The following is an 18531-nucleotide window of genomic DNA, read 5'->3' as shown; positions in this document are numbered from 1 at the left end:
GGCAGAATCTTCGCAAGGCGACTGTTCCAGTTTTTTCAAACAGAACGTCGTTGTCCTGAATCGCGATATGTGTGTCTGGAGACGCTTATACTGATCGAACCTGGCTCATCGTTGAGCTAGAACAAATTCACCGATCACGGTCGGGGCAATCGTGCAGATCAGGAGATGACGACGATGCGCACCGAAATGCTGCTGACGAACGAGCCGCCCGCCTCCGTAAAGAGCGCAGCAGAGCTTTACGCGATCGCGTTTGAACAAGCGGAAACGGCTGCGCGACGATACGGCGAACTCGCAACAACTGGCGACGAGTCGTTTAAACTCGTGAGATCCGTCTTCGTGATACTGGAACAGCGCGAGCTTCAACGCGCGCGCGCCCTCAGCCTAGCCTGTGTCGCATTGCTAAACAAGCATCCCGACCCGGCCGACCTGAAATGGGCGCCAAGCGATCTTGTCCCAGCCGAGGAGCTCTCCGAGCTCGCCGGTTCGTCACTTTCGACACCTTATGGCGCGTGGGCGCTTGCAGTTCGCCATCGCGAGCGCGGTTTCGTGTTCTGGACCTACGTTGCCGCTCTCGCGGAAGACGACGCGGTACGGGCCGCGGCAGAGAGCATGGCGCGCGAGGCGCTGAATGACGGCAATGAACTGCGCCGCGAACGCCGCCTCGCCTGGCGGCACGAGCGGCATTTGTCCGCTGGCGACGGATTGCAGGATAAGAGCAGCGAAATTCCCCTGGCGGCGCTGCTTGAGAGCCTGCTGCTCAAGGATATTGTGGCGTGGTCGCAGGATCTTCCTGCCATCGAACGGGGCCATTTGCTGGCCGTGACGGGAGGTGACCTGACGGAACGGCTCCCCGTTCCCGCCCCCATGCGAGATATGGCACCGGATTCCGATACCATTGAGGACATCAGGTGCCGCGCCATTCGCCGGGCGGAACAACTGTCGTCAATCTATCTCGACGAGGCCGACCACGCGCAGGATCAACCCCAGCTGGAACTTGCGCTGAAGCTCGCCGCCCACGCTATCACCCGGCTCGCCGATCTACGAACTATGGCAGCGGCATCGGCGAGATGACGCGATCTCAAAGGCCATGGCGGTCACGGATATCCGCCGCCTTCAATTCGTCCGTCGGCAAAACACCGGCGCATAGCTTGCAGCAAAGCCGATGAATGCAGCTGCCCATGCAACGCCGGCGATGGCGAGCAAAAGCCCGGCATGTCCCGGCTGCAGCACCGCGCAGACACGCGCCAACGCCGCCACGATCACCGCGGCATAGACAAGGTGCGTCGCAAGCGAGGCCCGCAATTGCTGGCCGGTATGCCCCAAGGTGGCGCGCGTCATCACGGCCAAGGTCATGGTTCCGATGGCCCCGCCAGTCCAGGCATGAATGCCGGCGCTCGGCGCGACCAAATCCAGCGCACTCAGCGCGGCGAGAATGAAGCCGAGCGGTACGAACGCATAGGCAAGATGCAGAATCAGCACTAGGCGATCGCTCGATGTCCGATAACCGGCCCAGCGTGCCAGACGGTAAATGTGCAGCGCGCCGCATCCGAATAGCGTGATGCCGACCAGCGGATCAAGCGGACGGACCACCCATGTAGCCAATCCGGCAACGCTGATCCCCAACGTGACCATGTCGAACCGACCGAACGGAACAGGCATTCGTCCCGGCACGCGCTTTGCCAGCCAGTTGCGGGTAAAGCTGGGAACGATGCGTCCGCCGATCAGCGACACCAGCATGATCACCACCGCGATACCGGCGCGGGTGGCGTATTCGGCCAGCCCGGAAACATGCGCCTCGATATGGAATGCAATATTGCCTGCCGCGAGCAGACTGACCACCACCACGATGTTGAGATTGCTCCATTTGCGCCCTGCGACGATCTCGCGCGCCGCCGCAGCAGCCAGCAGAACGAGAAACCCACAGTCGATCACCGCCGCGGCTCCCCAGCCGATCCATACCGACACGCTGACCGCGACCCGCCCGGCGACCCAGACCGAGAACAGGATCATCAGCGGCCTGCCGTGCAGCGGCAGCCGCCCGGTCCAGTTCGGGATCGCGGTCAGCAGAAAGCCTGCAACAATGGCCGCGATGTAGCCGAACAGCATCTCATGCACGTGCCAGTCGCGTGGCGCAAACGACGTCCCCAGTCTCAGATATCCGTAGAATGCCGGCAGCCAGACCAGAATCGCCAGCCCGGCATAGAGCGAGCCGAGCAGGAAGAACGGCCGGAAGCCGTACGAAAACAACGCCGGCCCGCGATAATCCTTCCGCCTTGGGATGGGCAAGCTATCGCCTTTCAATCTGCGCCGACGTCGGCCACAATATTCCAAGTTGGAAGTCTAAACGCCTGCACCATCTCGTCTTTGCGCCTGCACAAACAACCTGCGGACTCACCCTCCCATCAAAAAGGCGTCCCGCGGCAGTGCCTCCGCATCGATTGCCTCGCCACAAAGCGGATTTTAGTGTTCCACCGCTCCGGCAACCTCAGAGACCTCGCGCTATGGCCATCCTCGACCGCTCCATCGCAGCCAATATTCCCGCACTCGCCGGGTTCGAACCAAACCATCTCGACGAAATTCTCCGCGAGGCCCGGTCGATTAGCTATCCGAAGGAAACCCATGTGTTTGATCAGGGATCGGATGCCCACTCGTTCTTCCTACTGCTGCATGGCCACCTGCGCGTCGAGAAGACCACCCCGCAGGGCCAGCAGATCGTGGTCCGTTACATCTCGGCCGGCGATCTCTTCGGAGTCGCGCAGGCACTGGCGCTCGATACCTACCCGGCAACGGCAATCGCAGTGGTTGACAGCATTGCACTTTGCTGGCCTTCCGCAGCGTGGCCACGGCTGATCGCGAAATTCCCCAGTCTTTCGGCTCAAATGCTTCAGACTGTCGGCCGCCGGCTGCAGGATTCCCAAGAACGGGTCATGGAGATGTCGGGTCAGCAGGTCGAACAACGCGTCGCACACGCACTGCTGCGGCTGGCCAAGCAAGCCGGACGAAACGTCGAGAGCGGTATCGAGATCGCCTTTCCCATCAGCCGGCAGGATGTCGCCGAAATGACCGGCACCACGCTGCACACCGTAAGCAGGATCCTCAGCGCGTGGGAGCTGCAGGGATTGATCGCAGGAGGGCGCCTGCGAATCGTGCTTCGAGATTCCCACAAATTGTTCGTCATCGCCGAAGGTAAAGAGCTCGATCATCCGCGGCCAAAAAGCACGTAGTTACTCTGCCCGCACGTCGTCACCGCCTGCAACCTCGCACAGCGCCAGAAGAAACGCCGGGCCTACAGCATGGCAAATGCTGGCATCGCCGACCGAATGGAACCCGGCGACTGGACAACCGACACATCCCAAATGAAAGTCCAGAAAGGTGCGGACCGTCGCCGGCCAGCGACGTATCACCTCATCGACCATCATATCCGGCGTCAGTACCACCTGCTCCATGTTGGAACTGTATTTGATAGATTGCACTGGTCTTTGCGTCGGAACAAACAGCAGCATGAATTCCGATCGCTCGCTGTCGACGCTTCTGGAGAGCTCGTCGGCCGATGTACACCATGAGTGATCCAGAAACTAGAATTGCGCATTGGACGCAGCGAGATAACCTTCGGTTGTTATTCGACGTTTTTGTTGCGGGGTCTGCTCTGCGCCAGGAGCGATCGGTCGCCATCCGATACGAGAAATTTCTGCACCACCTGGTAGTTCGCGTGTTCGGCTATCTATACCGACTTTCTGCCGAGCGCCCTTGCGGAAGGTCGTTACATTGCTGCGCCTGATCCGCTCGTCGTGGGACGGGGGCTCTCGTACATACCAGCGGCATTGGAGGCCCAAGAGAAGAGTGTGTCCGACGCCATCCAGGTTGCCGACCGGTGGCACCTGATGGAGAACGCGAGCGCGGCTTTTCTCAACGCTGTACGCCGCTCCATGCGAGCGATCCGCACCGCAATCGGCGCGACGATGATCAATACAGAACTGCTCACTTGCGCGGAACGGCTGCAGTATGAAGGGTATCTCCAGCGAAAGGAGACGAATGCCGCCATCATGGCGCTTGTCAGAGACGCAGTGCCGCTTAAGGAGATCGTCCGTCGAACAGGACACAGCCGCAAACTCGTTCGCCAAATTAGTCGTGGCGAGAGTGCGGATGTCTTCCGGACAAGGCAAAGCACGCTCGATGCCCACTTGCCCTTTCTGGATGCGCAATGGATCGAGGGCTGCCGTAACGGTGCAGAGATCTGGCGTCGTGTGAAAGAGCAGGGCTTCCAAGGCTCCTTACGTGTAGTCAGTGAGTGGACAACACGGCGACGACGGGCCGAGAAGGCCACCAATCAACAACTGCAAAAAGTTCCGTCCGCGAGAACAATCTCACGCTTGATGACCACGGCGCGCGACAATCTTAGCAAAGCAGACACGGTCACCATCGCCGCCATCGAGGCGTGCATCCCCGCGCTCGTCGAAGCCCGCATGCTCGTCGAAAGCTTTCAGGCCATGGTGCGCAAGAAGCTTGTCGCAGATCTCGATCCATGGATCGCCACCGCCAGTTTGAGCCTGATCGCCTCCTTTGCGAGTGGAATCATCAGGGACAAAGCCGCCGTCCGTGCCGCCATCACCGAACCATGGTCCAACGGTCAGACCGAAGGGCAAATTACGAAACTAAAGCTCGTGAAACGCCAGATGTGTGGAAGGGCGAAAATCGACCTTCTGCAAGCTCGACTGTTAGGCGCCACCTAGTTGCGGTAGATCGTCATCAAAGTTGCGTCAGAGCCCCGCTTCGGTGCCTATTCACACCCAGGTCGGCTCAGTTCATGAAGAGCCGCCGCGGATATTTGCTCTCCATCCCGCAGCACTCCCATCACTGCCCCATCGCCGCAAACACCGCAAGTGATCGTGCCTGGAGTGATCGAGCCTGCAGTACCGGTCTGGCACCGCAGGCTCATCGCGTGCTCCTAACTCCTAAGCGGCTTGTTGATGCCAGGCTGCCGCAATCGCCGACTGCAGGGCAGGATCGGTCGGCAGTTGCGTTCCGCTGGTCTGCGTATCAAACCCTGTGTGCGTCGAGGAATAAGTCGCCATCGCCTGCACCAGCTGCGAGATCTGGCCGTCGATGGTCCAGCCGCCCGCCGTGGTGATCTGGCTGAGCGCGTTGGTCGGACTGGCGAACCAGCCGGCCACCGTGACATCGTCATCCGATCCCATGATTTCGATCAGAAGATCCTGTCCGGATTGCTTGAACCAGACGTTCTCGGGCACCAGATCCGATGAGAGCTGTAGCGAGCCGCTTGTTCCAGCATTCGAGGATAAGCCATTGGTGATGACATCATGCCCGCCATTGCGACCGACCACATAGGTGTCATTGCCGCCACCGCCCGTGAGCTGATCGTCGCCAAAACCGCCTGTGAGAACGTTGCCGCTCACGTTGCCTATCAGAATATCCGAGCCGGACGAGCCGATCAGATTCTGGATTCGGGTGAGCGTATCGCCAGCCGCATCGCCGCCACTGCCAAGGCCGGTCTGCAGACTAACGGTCACCGCCGCGCTCGATGCGGAATAGTCCGCCGTATCGACACCGCCGCCGCCATCCAGCGCATCGGCACCAGCAAGACCGGCCAGGATGTTGTTCCCGCTATTGCCAGTGACGGTATTGTTGAGCGCGTTGCCCGAACCATTGACAGCCGATGTTCCCGTCAGCGTCAGATTCTCGAGATTTTCACCCAGCGTGTAGGTAACAGACGCTTCGACCGTATCCGTGCCTTGGCCGGCATATTCAGTCACTACGTCGCCGGCATCGTCGACAATATAGCGATCATTGCCGAGGCCTCCGACCAGCGTGTCATTGCCCTCTCCACCCTGTAATGTGTCGTTGCCGGCCAGACCCATGAGGACGTTGTCGGCGCGGTTCCCAACGATGACGTTGTCGAGCTCGTTCCCGGTGCCGTCGATTTCCTCGTTCCAAAGCTTGAGCGCTTCCTTGGTGTAGATCGCATAGGCATTCGGCACCTGGGCCGCCTCGCGGAACGAGGCGATATCGACAAATCGGGTCATGTCGCTGACCTTGTGGCGGCCGGAATCGGCGATATAGAAGCCGAGCAGTTCGCCGTTCACCTCGCCATAGACGACGCCGGTGATGGTGACGGCATGGTTGACGCCGCCGCCGTCCACATAACCAGGCTCGCCCCACAGCTTGCCGGCATTCACCGCGATGATGACGCCGCGACCGCTGCGCACTAGATTGGCAATGCCCTGCTCGTTATAGCCCATGATCAGATCGTTGCGGACGCCGTAGCTGTCGAGCAGCGCCTGCTGGTCCGCATAGTTCGAGCCGCCGCGCTCATAGGCCGGAAGGCTGGGATCGCTCACCACCCAGCCATGGGCGATGGCGCGGTTGATGACATCGCTTTCCGTGGTCGGCCGATTGGCCTGGGTCAGCAGGTTGGCGATCGAGGTCAACGCGCAGGTGCCCCAGAAATCCGGGACGGCATCGCCCTGGATATAGTCGAGCTCGTTGGCCTTCGGATAGCCGTAGACCAGTGCCAGCTCGCCATCGACCAATCCCTTTCTGGCTTGGCGAAGTCGAGCAGGATCAGGTTTTCCACATTGGCCTGCAGCGTGGTGCTGATCGTGCTCTGCACGGTGTCGATGCCTTCATTGGCGAACTCGACCGTGAGGTCGCCGACATTGTCGACATAATAGGTGTCGTTGCCGAGCCCGCCGCCCATCTCATCCGCGCCGGTGACGCCGTCGAGGATGTTGTCGCTGCTGTTGCCGATGATGAGATTGTTGAGGGCATTGCCGGTGCCGTGGATGTTGTAGCCCTCGGCCAGACGCAGCTCCTCGATATTGGCGTTGAGCAGGTAGTTGACGCTGCTGAGGACGAAGTCGTAGCCCTCGTTGGCGAGTTCCAGGATCGAGTCGTTGACGCTGTTGACGATGTAGAAGTCGTCGCCCTTGCCGCCTTCCATGATGTCGGCACCGGCGCCGCCATCCAGATAGTCATTCCCGAGGCCGCCGAGCAGGAGATCGCTGCCGGCGCCGCCGTAGAGCCAGTCATTGTCGGTCTCGCCGGCGCTCAGCGTCTGCTTGGCCTCGTTAAACCCGGTGAAGCCGACGATGATGTCGTCGCCGTCACCGCCATAAATGGCGTCGTCGCCGATCTGGCCGAACAGGCGGTCGTCGCCGGCATTGCCATAGAGCAGATCGTTGCCGTAGCCGCCCTGCAATTCGTCGGAGCCGTCATCGCCCTGCATCACGTCGTTGCCGAGGCCGCCCTGCATCAGGTCGTTGCCGGCCCCGCCATACATGGTGTCGTTATCGGTCTCGCCAGCGCTGAGCGTCTGCTTGGTCTCGTTCAGGCCGGTGAAGCCGACCATCACATCATCGCCGTCACCGCCCCACATCGTGTCGTTGCCGACCTGGCCGAACATGTTGTCGTTGCCGGCCTCGCCGAGCAGCCGGTCATTGCCGATGCCGCCCTGCAACTCGTCGTTGCCAATGCCGCCGAACAGCGTGTCGTTGCCCTGGTCGCCGAGCATGATGTCGTCGCCATCGCCGCCATCCATCAGGTCGTCGCCGAAGCCGCCATACATGTCGTCCAAGCCGGAGCCGCCATACATGGTGTCATTGTCGGTCTCGCCGGCACTCAGCGTCTGCTTGGCTTCGTTGGTAGCTGTGAAACCTACTATCACATCATTGCCATCGCCGCCCCACATCGTGTCGTTGCCGACCTGGCCGAACATGCGGTCATTGCCTGCCTCGCCGGCGAGGTAGTCATTGCCTTCGTTGCCCTGAATCTGGTCGTTACCGGTTCCACCGAAGGCAATGTCGTTGCCGGCGCCGCCGGAGATCCAGTCGTCCTCGCTGCCGCCGTCGATATAATCGTCGCCGAGCATGCCGTAGATGTCGTCGGCACCGGTGCCGCCATAGAGATAATCATTGTCGGTCTCGCTGGCATTCAGGGTCTGCTTGGTATCGTTCGACGCCGTGAAGCCGACCAGCACATCGTCGCCGTCACCGCCGTTGAGGATGTCGTTGCCGACCTGGCCGAACAGCCGGTCATTCCCAGTGCCGCCGTCGAGCACGTCGTTGCCGTCCTGGCCCTGCAGCTCGTCATTGCCCTCCTCGCCGTAGAGATAGTCGTTGCCGGCATAGCCGAACAGCGAATCATTGCCGGTGCCGCCCCAGATATTGTCGTTACGTGCCGAGCCGCCGACATTGTCGTCGCCGTTGCCGGCGAGGAAGTTGGTCAGCAGGTTGGTGTTGAAATAGGTGCCGTTATAGGCGGCATAATAGGTGGCGTCGAAATTGTCGTTGCCGTCGGTGCCGATCAGGTAGCTCTGGTTGGAATAATTGATCTTGATCTGACCCGGCGCCCAGTTGATCGTACCGCCGGAGACATAAAACACGTTGTCGGTATCACGCAACCCGCGATAGTTGCTGTAGGGCACGGCGGGGGCGACATTGACCCGGCCGATGGTGACGGCGTCGCTGCCCTTGGCGGGCGCCGTCACAATGGCCGGTGCCGCGACCGCGTTGCCGGCCGCGTAATAGATATAGTTGAACTGCTTGATTTCGGTGAGGCCGGCGGCCGCCAGCGTCTTGATCTCGCCGGCTTCGGCGATACCATTCTCGTTGGCATCGACCCAGGCGCGCAGGTTGGTCAGCTCAGAGCCGCTGAGCTTGCCGTCGAAATTGCTGTCATAGGTGGAGAGGCCGTATTCGGTAAGGCCCTGGTTCAGGGTATTCAGCAGCCGCGGCGTGCTGGCGGCGATCGACGGCGCCGGATCGTTGGCCGGAGAGGTGCTTTCGTAGAAGGCCCCGATGGGATCAAAGAAGCCGCCGAGCCCGAGCGTCGGATAGATGATGGTGGGGCCAGCATTGGTCAGATAGAACGACGCCAAGTCAGAGTATGATTCATAGGACGAGACTGTGATCAGGCCCGCAGCATAGTTGGTAGTCATCGCGTAATCAAAATTGAGGAAATCTCCGAGAGGACCAGCATCCGTACGATTATACGGCAGCAAGGGACCGTACTGCGGTAAGTTCAGAGTGCCGTCGGATGGTATAATCTGTAGCGGCAATCCCAACGAATTCGAAAGAACCGCGCCTGTCCCGAGGAAAAGGAACGTATTAACGCGCCCCAACTCGTCAACCAACTGAACCGTTCTTCCCGGCGCTAACAGCAACGCACTTTGTTCAACATTCGATCGCCCGGTCAACAAGATCTTGGCGGCCGCATCTGTGTACGCCAATGGCGTCATAGAGCCGCTTAGCAATAGATCATTAAGAAACTCATTTGTTGTCAGATTAACGCCGCTGGTGCCTGCAAGATCACGCCCGCCTGGCAGATTATTCCTGCCTTCCATCCAAGCCAAGTCTTCAGAGACAATGCGGATGTTGGCGTCTCCGCCATTGCGACTGACGTACCCGATGATCGACTGCTCGCCAGCGTTCGGAACAGACCCCGCCAGCGGATTCGACGGGCTATTATCGATTAAGAGACGTCCCGGCTGCGCACCGCCTAGCGTGTTTGCATTGATCCAATTGTTGATAGTTTGCGCATCAGCGAAACTCATGTTAGCCGTCGCTTCGTTTCTCACCGTTGAGGTGATGACGACTTGACGCCCGGTGCTGAAGAGCAGATTAAGAGCGGTACCGCTCAAATCCGCTTTTGCCAGCGTGATTAACGTCGCCGTATCCACGACGAGCTGACCGGGTACATTTCCGAGATATTTGGCAAGGCCTGTATTGTAGAGGACGTCAGTCACTTATGCCTCCTACATGTGTTACACGTTAAACTGCCAATCCGAGCCGCACGCGAACTCGGCGTCGCATCTCCATAATCAACATCGCCCGATCAAGACCATGATCTGGGCCATAACAGAGGTTCAAGAAGTCAAATACCAGCATGTCCATCGACGGCAGCTTCGGCGGATCCAAGACAACGTCCGGATCGTCAATCCATCGCCCCTGCGCAGCGGCATCGGCCAGCCGTTTTTCCGTATCAAGCTCAAGGCCCACGAACTGATTCCAAAGATTCGGGTCATGCTGTATTCGATCAGCAAGATCTTTAACTTGCTCAATAGTCATCGGTATCGCTGCGTTTATCATCATAGCCTTATTCACCTTCGGTCGCGACATATGCTCGCCTAGACAACGCATACGATACACTGCGCCGTTACGGGTCAAGTCCGCGCATCTCGGATGAACGGAGTGATATTCGGGCCTCTCATTTTTGAGATTTCTTTTGTCTCAAGCCGCATTAAATCGCATTGCGTAGGCCCCGCCGGGCATTGACACCTTTATAAGGAATTTGCTTCCACCTACTATTTGAACGCTCGACGCGAACAAACTTAGTACATGCGATCGCATGGTTGTCTCGGCCACGACCTGTGCTTGGGTTGCACAAATGATTGAAAGAAGTTCTGTGAGCATTTTATTTCTATCCCTCATTTTGCAACGCTGTATTTCGGAATTTACTCCATGAATAAACGTCTTCAGATGGAAGCCTATTCTTCTGCACATCGTTGAACAGGCTGATTCTTGCGAATCCGATCGCTTTCGCCGGATTTTCTCGCGCACTGATTCATCCGCCCTGTCCAGTAGAGGCGCGCATCAGTGATGGATTGATTCCGAAATGCCTTCGAAAATTTTTTCTAAAATTTCCGACATGACCGATGCCGACACGGGCAGCAATATCTTCCGTGCTTAGACTAGAGTCCACGAGAAGCCACCTTGCCCACACCATTCTTATCGCCGTCACACATGCATAGGGAGACATGCCGACCGTGATCTTGAAGCGGCGGCAGAAGTGATGCATGCTGATTCCCGCCCCGGCGGCGAGCATATCGATCTGCACCTCGCTCGCCAACTTCACCTCGATGATCGATACAACGGCAGCAAGGGTCTTATCGTCGAGTTTTCTGAGGGATGGCGTTACGTCCGAGGACGCTGCTGATCGAACTAGTGGGCATGCAGGAACGGTGCCGACAACCCGCCCGTCTGGCGTTCTCACCGCTATGACCACATTGACATTCATCGGCCCATCGACTGTGGCAAGCGACAAGGAAATTGTGGTCGGCATCTCACCTCTCCCTCGCAGCCTCGTGCCCATATCGCAACAACGGCGACAGCAGATACTCGATCACGCGCCGTCGCCCGGTCTTGATCTCCACCGTCACCGCCATACCCGGCGCGAGGCTGACGATCTTGTCCTCGACCTGCATCTGCGTGCGATTCAGCGACACGCGCGCGGCATAAACGAGTTCCTGGCCCTGCGGTTCGCTGCTCTCGGAAAGCGCGGCGCGCGTCTTGCCGGAATCGCTCCGATCGACGGGCTTCTCTCTCGCGATCGCGTCCTGCGAAACGTTGATCACCTCACCGCGCAACAGGCCGTATTTCGTGAAGTTGAAGGTATCGATCTTTATCTCGGCGAACTGGCCGGGCGTGACGAATCCGATATCCTTGTTTGGCAGCATGGCTTCGGCCTCCAGCTTGCTGTCGGCCGGAACGATCGCCATCAATTGCTGCGCCGGCGACACCACGCCGCCCACGGTGTGGATCGCGAGCTGCTGCACGGTGCCGTCCACCGGCGCGCGCAAGACCTGGTCGTTCATCTTGCGCTCGGCCTTGATGATGTCCTCAGCGAGTTGCCCCGCTTTCTGTTCGGCCTCGGCGAGATCGGTCATGATGTTGCGGGCATATTCGGCGCGGGTCTGCTCGCGGCTGGCTTCCAGCGCCGCCTTGGCCGCCGCGGTCTCGACCAGCCGGCGCTTTTGCACGATCAGGTCACTGCGCTGGTCGGCAAGTTTCAATTGCGCATCCAGATAGGCCAGGCGGTTGCCGAACTCCTGCTTCAGGAGCTTCTCGCGGAGCGCCGCGGTCTCGGCGATGAACGACAGGCCGGATTCCAGCTTGTCGATCAGCGCCGCGATGCCATCGGCCTCGGCGGATTTCTGCGCAACCTGCTGGTCGAGCGACACGATCTTGGCAGCCTGCTGCTCGGCCTGCGCCAGCATCGCCGCGCGGGTGCGCAGGATCTCATAGGCGGGCGCAGCGGGCGGCACAAAATCGCTGGCGGTGTTGGTCGCAAGCCCGGCGCGCAACGCGGTCAGCCGCGCCGCGTCGAGGCGGGCGCGGAGCAACTCGTAGCCCACGCGGTTGCGCTCGGCGGTGGAGATGGTGCGGTCGATCTCCAGCAGCACGTCGCCTTCGTGCACCTTGTCGCCGTCGCGGACGCGGATCGCCGTCACCGTGCCGGCTTCGAGCGGCTGGATGGTCTTGGTGCGTCCGGTTGGCACGATCTTGCCCTGCGCGGTGGCAATGATGTCGATCCGGCCGAGGCAGGCCCAGACCAGGGCCAGAACGAAGAATGCGATGATCGTGAAGGCGATCGCCCGCCCCATCGGTGAGGCCGGGGTTTCGATGATCTCCAGCGCTGCCGGCAGGAATTCGAGTTCATCACGGCGACGCACGACGCGCAGTGGCGCAACCTTCGCCGGAGCCGGGTCGATGGCAGCGTTAGTCGGCATGACGCGACCTCGCCAATGTGGAGTCAAACCACTTCATGGAGCCCCGCCTGAATGCGATGCAGATTGGCGTAGCGCCCGCCCTGGCGGATAAGCTCGTCGTGATTGCCGTCCTCGACCAGCCGGCCGCGTTCCAGCGTCAGGATGCGATCGGCATGACGCACGGTGGACAGGCGATGCGCGATGATCAGAACGGTCCGGCCCCGCACGATGCTGCGCATATTGTCCTGGATCACCCGCTCGCTCTCGTAATCGAGTGCGGAGGTGGCCTCGTCGAAGATCAGGATGCGGGGATCGCCGACCAAAGCCCGGGCGATGGCGATGCGCTGACGCTGGCCGCCCGACAGGCTGGCGCCGCGCTCGCCGACCATGGTGTCGTAACCCTCCGGCAGTTCCAGGATGAAGTCATGGGCACCGGCGAGCTTTGCCGCGTGGACGACGCGCTCCATCGCCATCGCCGGATCGGCCAGCGCGATGTTGTCGCGGACCGTCCGGTTGAACAGCACGTTTTCCTGCAGCACCACGCCGACCTGCCGGCGCAGCCAGGCGACGTCGACCATGGCCAGATCGACACCGTCGATCAGAATGCGGCCAACCTCGGGCACATAGAGCCGCTGCACCAGTTTTGCCAAAGTCGACTTGCCGGAGCCGGAAGCGCCGACAATGCCGACCACCTGCCCGGCCGGAACGTCGATGCAGACATCGTGCAGCACCTGCGGGCCGTCGAGCCGATAGCGAAAATCCACGTGATCGAAGGCGATAGCGCCCTTGATCGGCGGCGGCGTGGCGCGACCGGGCGTATAGGCAGGCTCCGGCGCGGTATTGAGAATGTCACCGAGCCGCGCGATCGACAGCCGCGCCTGATGAAAATCCTGCCACAGCTGCGCCAACCGCAGCACCGGCTGCGCCACCCGGCCGGCCAGCATGTTGAAGGCGACCAGTTCACCCACAGTGAGGCCGCCGTCGATCACCAGCAGTGCGCCGAAATACAATGTCAATGCCGTGACGATCTTGCTGACCAGCTGCACGCTTTGGCTAGCCCAGTTCCCGAGCGACAGTACGCGGAAGCTTGCCGCCACATAGCCCGCGAGCTGCTCTTCCCAGCGCCGCTGCATCTGCGGCTCGACCGCCATGGCTTTCAGCGTCTCGACGCCGTTGACGCTCTCGACCAGAAACGCCTGGTTCTCGGCGCCGCGGTTGAACTTCTCGTCGAGCCGCTGCTTGAACAGCGGCGTCACGCCCGCGGAGATCGCGATGTAGAACGGGAACGAGCCGATCACGATCCAGGTCAGGGTCGGCGAGTAGTAGTACATCACGCCGAGGAAAACGAAGGTGAACAGCAGGTCGATCACCAGCGTCAGCGCCGACCCCGTGAGGAAATTACGGATATTCTCCAGCTCGCGCACCCGCGCCACCGAGTCGCCAGCCCGCCTCGCGCCGAAATAGGCAATCGGCAGCGCAATGAGGTGGCGAAATAGCCGGGCCCCGAGCTCGACATCGATGCGGTTGGTGGTGTGGGAAAATACATGGGTGCGGAGCGCAGCGAGCACCGTCTCGAAGATCGACACTGCGATCAATCCGGTGACCAGCACATCGAGTGTCGTTAATCCCCGATGCACCAGCACCTTGTCAATCACCACCTGGAAGAACAGTGGCGTGATCAAAGCGAAGATCTGCAGAAAGAACGACGCCACTAGCACTTCGGCGAGCAACCCGCGATACTTGTGCATCGCCTGCAGAAACCAGGTGATATCGAAGCGCCGCGCGAGCTCTGTCAGCGAGGCCCGGCGCGTCATCACGACAAGCTGGCCTGCCCAGATGGCCTCGAACTCCGCCCGGTCCATCAGTTGCGGGCGACCGTTGACGGGGTTCTGCACCAATGCCTTGTTGTCGGCGACCTTGCCGAGAACCAGAAAACTACCGTCGTTGCACGCCGCGATGGCCGGCAGCGATGTGGCAAGCAGGCGCGTCCAGTCCTTCGATACGATGCGCGCTTTCAGCCCTAAAGTCCTGGCACAGCGCACCATTTCCTGCGCATCGACGGCTGCGCCGCCGAGCTGATGCCTGATCTGCTCAGGCTCCGCCGCCACGCCGTTGAATCGGAGCAATAAAACCAAACAAGCGAGACCGGAAGCACTGTTATCGTTGGCGCTCTCAGACATTCGCGTCCGGCCCATAGGATAAGAATTGCAATACACCCTTGAGTTGAAGGTACCTTGGCGCCGCCGGCGTTCAATCACTTTATTTCTAATTAATTCTTGCGGGTTAGACGAGCGCCGTACGTCATGCGGCTTGGCGCGGAGCAAAGCCGCACGTCCTGCCTCACGAAAGTGCAACTATCGAGAAAGTTTCATTCCAAGGCGTCGAATTCGGATCGTACTCGGGCCTTCTGAAGCAACCTCTCACGCGCGACGACAGTATGAAGCTTTTATTACATCAGAAAAAGGATATGATCGCACGTCACCCAGATGACGCTTAACGGGAACTGCCATGACGGAAATCAAGAGCTCCACGCGCACCACACGCGAACGCTTCATGGCATCGGTGCGAGACGAGATGGCTGCGTTCGAGAAGCGAGAACATGAGCTTCAGAAACAGGCACGAAAGGAGCGGGCTGCCGAGCTACGGCTGCCCGTCTATATCGAGAGTTAGATGTACAGGCGAAGAGATGTTCGCCAGTACATTTGCGACGTCTCACCGATCGCTGTCTCGCTAATCCTCTGGATGGATGAGCCTGCGTCTCACGGGGGCCGGCCACTCCGACACGCATCGTCGGAAGCCTGCGCGACATAGCCCGTTCCCCGCAGCAGTAGTCGCAACCCGTCGAGCGGCGCCAGATCCCCCGTCACGGCATGCGACCGTCGGTCGACCGACAACGCGCCGTCATAGAGAATATCTCGATTCCCGTCGTCGCACTTAAAGCCACCAGCGCCTCCGCAAGCGGCTGCGCCGGAATATCCAACCGTATCCTGCCCGTCGTCGCAGCACGGCGCTCGCCAGGTGACACAGAAAACGTCACCAAGCAGACCAGAACCGCACGAACGGCGCGGCGATAGAGCCAACGACACGGACGCCCGTAGCGCGGCTCAGTCAACTAAATACGATAATTATACAACAATTTCAACGAGATAAGTGTTCGCAGTTTCATCCCGAATGGTGCGCCGCTCCGAATAAAACTGCGAACACCTATGTCATTAATACAAATGCATAATTTCGATCTTAGCCTCTTTTAGAGTGCCGGCGCGCCTTGTGGCGGGGCGGTGTGTCGGCCGACGGGTGGCCAAGATTTCCAGCAGGAATCTGACTGTGTCCCTCGCGATTAGCGTGCCGGCGGCGTTCGCGCCGGTGCCCAATTCCGCCGACCGCGCACCCTGTATTGGGGCCACTCACCGGATGGCCGGACAGGGCGGAGACTGACGCTGCCCGGCCAATTCGGCCATTCTTCTTAAAGGCGCCCATCGTTTTGGCTTTGTCTTAAAACCGTAATCTTCGACTAATATGCGTTGCATCGTGACCAGCCAGCGCGACGAGCTTCGACGCGGAGTAAATTGACTGCCAGCGGATAGGTTGCCGAGTGCATCTCGAAGCTGCTTCTGCTTTGGATTGGACAAGGCTGTCGCTTCAGCGATTTGAACTCATCTTGCAACGTGAAAAGGTCTGTCGGCGTCGACGTTTGTGTGGCCCGATAGCGTGGATGTTCGGTGCGTTGCTGATGGGACTTGTTGGTGTGTCCGAAGCAGCGGAACGCGCGGGCGACGCCAGGGTCGCCTTTTCCATTCCCGCCCAGCCGCTCATCTCGGCCATTAGCCGTTACGGCGACGCGACTGGCAGCGAGGCGCTCTATGATGCGAGCCTCGCGACCGGACGGTTCTCGAACAACGTGCATGGGATGATGACTCCGGCGGAGGGGCTGGAAAGGCTCTTGATCGGTACGGGTCTCTCCGCGCGGTTTGTTTCGGAGCGGAGGTTTGTGGTCACGATATCGCCAGCGGGGCCTGGTCCAGAGAACGAACGCATCTTGCCCGCAGCGCATCGACGTTACTATGGCCTCGTCCAGCAGGGCTTGCTCGACACGCTCTGCCGGGTGGATGGCGCCCGTCCCGGACATTATCGGATTATCGTTGCCCTCGGGATTTCGCAGGCCGGCGAGATTGCACAGATTCAACGGGTCGGTACGGTCGGCTCCGCGGACGCGGACCAGCAGATGGATGCGGCACTGCGCGGCGTCAGGTTCAGCGAGCCACCGCCTGCCGGTTTCACTCAGCCCGTCCGTATACTGATCTCGCCTGAAGTACCCGGGGAGTGTCTGCTTGTGCAAGGGCTGACGCACACTCAGGGCCCGGTGGTGTGCCGCGATGAATGACAACCCGCTGGTTGCGATCCGCTCCCTGTTCGTCGAACGTTACGACAACCTGAAAGCCCGCGTCGCAAAGCGTCTTGGTTCGTTCGATCTCGCTGGCGACGCCATGCAGGATGCTTGGTTGCGCCTTGCCGGCGCCGATGCTGCAAGTTCTGTCCATAACCCCGACAGTTACCTGTACCGCGTTGTGCTGAACGTCGCGGAAGATCGTCGACGTCGGGAACGGCGTCATCGTCACGCCGTCGAGATCGATGCCGCCATGGATGTGCCGGACGGGAAGGCAACGGCGGAAGAGATTCTGCTGGCGCAGTCGGATCTGGATGCGTTCCGGGAGATCATCGCGGAGCTTCCAGAACGCCGACGTACCATCTTTCTCGCTGCCCGGTTCGGCGATATTCCCCGCCAGGAAATCGCGGACCGCCTCGGCATCTCGCGGCGCTCTGTTGCCCGGGAGATCATGTTGGCCCACATGCATTGCATGGCCCGGCGTAAAGAATTGAAAGAATAAAGTTGCTTTCGCGCTGGCCGAGAAACGTCTTGATATTAGAAATGCGTGAAATGGCCGGGCAGCGTCCCGGCGATGTCGCCTGGGGCCGTGGATCAAAATGACAAAGGACAATCCTCGCGGGACCGGTCTGAGCCGTGTGGAGAGCGAAGCCGTCTCGTGGGCGCAGAAGCTTGCCTCCGGAGACGCGACGGAGGGGGATATCGAGGCTGCGAGGCGCTGGCGGGCGCAAGATCCGGCGCATGAAGCCGCATTCGTCGCTGCGAATCTGGTCTGGCGCGAGATCGGCGCCGCCCGGAAAGTCCTCAATGATCCCAGGGTCGATTACGCGACGGCGCTCGATGCGTTCGGACAACGGCGCAGGTCCGTGAGCCGCCGTATCGTCCTGGGCGGGGCGGCGACGGTCGCGGCTGTGGCGACCTATGGAATAGTCAATCCTCCGCTCGGACTGTGGCCGTCTCTGTCGCAACTGAACGCCGATTTCCGCACCGCCACGGGCGAGCAGCGCAACGTCAATTTCGCAGGCGATATCGCGATCAACCTGAATACTCAGACCAGTCTCGCTATCCGCCCGCCGACCGCCACCGAGGAGCGGATCGAATTAATCGCGGGAGAGGCGGCGTTCGAGACGACACAGCGCGGAACGCGGGTCCTTGCGGTACTGGCGGCCGGCGGCAAAGCGTTTACCGAGGCGGGGCGTTTCGATGTTCGCTATGCGACGGAAGGGGATCGCTCACCTGTCACAGTGACGTGTTTTGATGGCCGCGTTCACGTCGAGCAGGGGAACACTATTGCCGAACTGCGCAGGGGGCAACGCGTCCGGTACACAGCGGCCGGGATCAGCGGGATTGCGACGGTCGATCCGATCGCGGAGTCGAACTGGCAACGTGGGATCGTCGAGTTCCGGAACACTCCGATCGCCGAGGTCGTCGACGAAATCAACCGGTACCGCGCCGGTCGGATTGTTCTGATGAGCGCGACGCTGGCCCAGAAGCAGATCAATGGTCGCTTCCGGATCGGAGAAATGGACGAGATTTTGCTGCAATTGCAGCAGGCGGTCGATGCGCATATCCGGCATCTCCCAGGCGGGCTTGTCATCTTGAGCTGAGCCGGATCGGGCAAAAAAGATTAAAAAATTTTCGGATC

14 protein-coding genes and 1 pseudogene are annotated in these 18531 nt (G+C 60.3%); 7 read left to right on the top strand and 8 right to left on the bottom strand.

Translation table 11 applies throughout. The features are described 5' to 3' along the window. Window positions 1–174 precede the first annotated feature (174 nt). Window positions 175–1071 carry a hypothetical protein gene (locus ONR75_RS07395; RefSeq protein WP_265082031.1) on the top strand — a complete coding sequence of 299 codons (897 nt, stop codon included), beginning with the start codon at window positions 175–177 and terminating at the stop codon, window positions 1069–1071. Between the two features lie 42 nt (window positions 1072–1113). On the opposite strand, the gene ONR75_RS07390 is transcribed toward ONR75_RS07395, so the two are convergent. Continuing rightward, window positions 1114–2286 carry an NnrS family protein gene (locus tag ONR75_RS07390; protein WP_265082030.1) on the bottom strand — a complete coding sequence of 391 codons (1173 nt, stop codon included), beginning with the start codon at window positions 2284–2286 and terminating at the stop codon, window positions 1114–1116. A 215-nt stretch (window positions 2287–2501) separates the two neighbouring features. Here ONR75_RS07390 and ONR75_RS07385 point away from each other — a divergent pair, with 215 nt between their 5' ends. Further along, window positions 2502–3224 (top strand): Crp/Fnr family transcriptional regulator, encoded by a 723-nt coding sequence (locus ONR75_RS07385; RefSeq protein WP_265082029.1) that lies wholly within the window; start codon window positions 2502–2504, stop codon window positions 3222–3224. Here the strand turns inward: ONR75_RS07385 and ONR75_RS07380 are convergent, their stop codons facing one another. Further along, window positions 3225–3503 (bottom strand): DUF1858 domain-containing protein, encoded by a 279-nt coding sequence (locus ONR75_RS07380; RefSeq protein WP_320109706.1) that lies wholly within the window; start codon window positions 3501–3503, stop codon window positions 3225–3227. 321 nt (window positions 3504–3824) lie between these two features. Here ONR75_RS07380 and ONR75_RS07375 point away from each other — a divergent pair. Further along, window positions 3825–4730: pseudogene (locus ONR75_RS07375) on the top strand (transposase); the annotation flags it as partial. Window positions 4731–4952: 222 nt separating this feature from the next. On the opposite strand, the gene ONR75_RS07370 reads toward ONR75_RS07375, so the two are convergent. The 6 genes from ONR75_RS07370 to ONR75_RS07345 form a co-directional block, all read right to left on the bottom strand. Continuing rightward, window positions 4953–6548, bottom strand: coding sequence for a calcium-binding protein (locus ONR75_RS07370; RefSeq protein ID WP_265082028.1), 1596 nt, complete (start codon window positions 6546–6548; stop codon window positions 4953–4955). Then, window positions 6443–8953, bottom strand: coding sequence for a calcium-binding protein (locus tag ONR75_RS07365; RefSeq protein ID WP_265082027.1), 2511 nt, complete (start codon window positions 8951–8953; stop codon window positions 6443–6445). Before ONR75_RS07365 ends, ONR75_RS07370 begins: the two co-directional genes overlap by 106 nt. An 832-nt stretch (window positions 8954–9785) precedes the next feature. Continuing rightward, the gene (locus ONR75_RS07360; RefSeq protein WP_265082026.1) at window positions 9786–10133 is read right to left on the bottom strand and encodes a hypothetical protein; all 348 of its coding nucleotides are present in this window, start codon (window positions 10131–10133) and stop codon (window positions 9786–9788) included. Window positions 10134–10578: 445 nt separating this feature from the next. Continuing rightward, window positions 10579–11076, bottom strand: a complete 498-nt coding sequence (locus tag ONR75_RS07355; RefSeq protein ID WP_265082025.1) for a helix-turn-helix domain-containing protein — start codon at window positions 11074–11076, stop codon at window positions 10579–10581. 1 nt (window position 11077) lies between these two features. After that, window positions 11078–12523: an HlyD family type I secretion periplasmic adaptor subunit gene (locus ONR75_RS07350; RefSeq protein WP_265082024.1), complete on the bottom strand. Its 1446-nt coding sequence runs from the start codon at window positions 12521–12523 to the stop codon at window positions 11078–11080. Between the two features lie 23 nt (window positions 12524–12546). Next, a complete protein-coding gene (locus ONR75_RS07345; RefSeq protein WP_265083575.1) occupies window positions 12547–14682 on the bottom strand; it encodes a type I secretion system permease/ATPase in 2136 nt (711 codons plus the stop codon). A 328-nt stretch (window positions 14683–15010) separates the two neighbouring features. Between ONR75_RS07345 and ONR75_RS07340 the strand changes: the two genes are divergently transcribed. From ONR75_RS07340 to ONR75_RS07325, 4 genes are all read left to right on the top strand, one after another. Continuing rightward, on the top strand, window positions 15011–15172 hold the full coding sequence (locus ONR75_RS07340) for a hypothetical protein (RefSeq protein ID WP_265082023.1): 162 nt from the start codon (window positions 15011–15013) through the stop codon (window positions 15170–15172). A 1042-nt stretch (window positions 15173–16214) separates the two neighbouring features. Beyond that, window positions 16215–16883 carry an STN domain-containing protein gene (locus ONR75_RS07335; protein WP_265082022.1) on the top strand — a complete coding sequence of 223 codons (669 nt, stop codon included), beginning with the start codon at window positions 16215–16217 and terminating at the stop codon, window positions 16881–16883. Continuing rightward, the gene (locus tag ONR75_RS07330; RefSeq protein ID WP_265082021.1) at window positions 16876–17388 is read left to right on the top strand and encodes an RNA polymerase sigma factor; all 513 of its coding nucleotides are present in this window, start codon (window positions 16876–16878) and stop codon (window positions 17386–17388) included. The genes ONR75_RS07335 and ONR75_RS07330 overlap by 8 nt, the downstream gene beginning before the upstream one ends. 97 nt (window positions 17389–17485) lie before the next feature. Next, window positions 17486–18493: a FecR family protein gene (locus tag ONR75_RS07325; RefSeq protein ID WP_265082020.1), complete on the top strand. Its 1008-nt coding sequence runs from the start codon at window positions 17486–17488 to the stop codon at window positions 18491–18493. Window positions 18494–18531 lie beyond the last annotated feature (38 nt).

The organism is Rhodopseudomonas sp. P2A-2r (genome assembly GCF_026015985.1).
Lineage (GTDB): Bacteria > Pseudomonadota > Alphaproteobacteria > Rhizobiales > Xanthobacteraceae > Tardiphaga.
Note: the sequence above shows the minus strand (reverse complement) of the source record. Positions and strands in the feature narration are given on the sequence as shown.

Excerpts from the sequence above, each read along its gene's own strand:
- ONR75_RS07395 (WP_265082031.1), top strand. The coding sequence starts at position 175 with ATGCGCACCGAAATGCTGCTGACGAACGAGCCGCCCGCCTCCGTAAAG.
- ONR75_RS07385 (WP_265082029.1), top strand. The coding sequence starts at position 2,502 with ATGGCCATCCTCGACCGCTCCATCGCAGCCAATATTCCCGCACTCGCC.
- ONR75_RS07380 (WP_320109706.1), bottom strand. The coding sequence starts at position 3,503 with ATGCTGCTGTTTGTTCCGACGCAAAGACCAGTGCAATCTATCAAATAC.
- ONR75_RS07365 (WP_265082027.1), bottom strand. The coding sequence starts at position 8,953 with ATGACTACCAACTATGCTGCGGGCCTGATCACAGTCTCGTCCTATGAA.
- ONR75_RS07360 (WP_265082026.1), bottom strand. The coding sequence starts at position 10,133 with ATGTCGCGACCGAAGGTGAATAAGGCTATGATGATAAACGCAGCGATA.
- ONR75_RS07355 (WP_265082025.1), bottom strand. The coding sequence starts at position 11,076 with ATGCCGACCACAATTTCCTTGTCGCTTGCCACAGTCGATGGGCCGATG.
- ONR75_RS07350 (WP_265082024.1), bottom strand. The coding sequence starts at position 12,523 with ATGCCGACTAACGCTGCCATCGACCCGGCTCCGGCGAAGGTTGCGCCA.
- ONR75_RS07345 (WP_265083575.1), bottom strand. The coding sequence starts at position 14,682 with ATGTCTGAGAGCGCCAACGATAACAGTGCTTCCGGTCTCGCTTGTTTG.
- ONR75_RS07340 (WP_265082023.1), top strand. The coding sequence starts at position 15,011 with ATGACGGAAATCAAGAGCTCCACGCGCACCACACGCGAACGCTTCATG.
- ONR75_RS07335 (WP_265082022.1), top strand. The coding sequence starts at position 16,215 with ATGTTCGGTGCGTTGCTGATGGGACTTGTTGGTGTGTCCGAAGCAGCG.
- ONR75_RS07330 (WP_265082021.1), top strand. The coding sequence starts at position 16,876 with ATGAATGACAACCCGCTGGTTGCGATCCGCTCCCTGTTCGTCGAACGT.
- ONR75_RS07325 (WP_265082020.1), top strand. The coding sequence starts at position 17,486 with ATGACAAAGGACAATCCTCGCGGGACCGGTCTGAGCCGTGTGGAGAGC.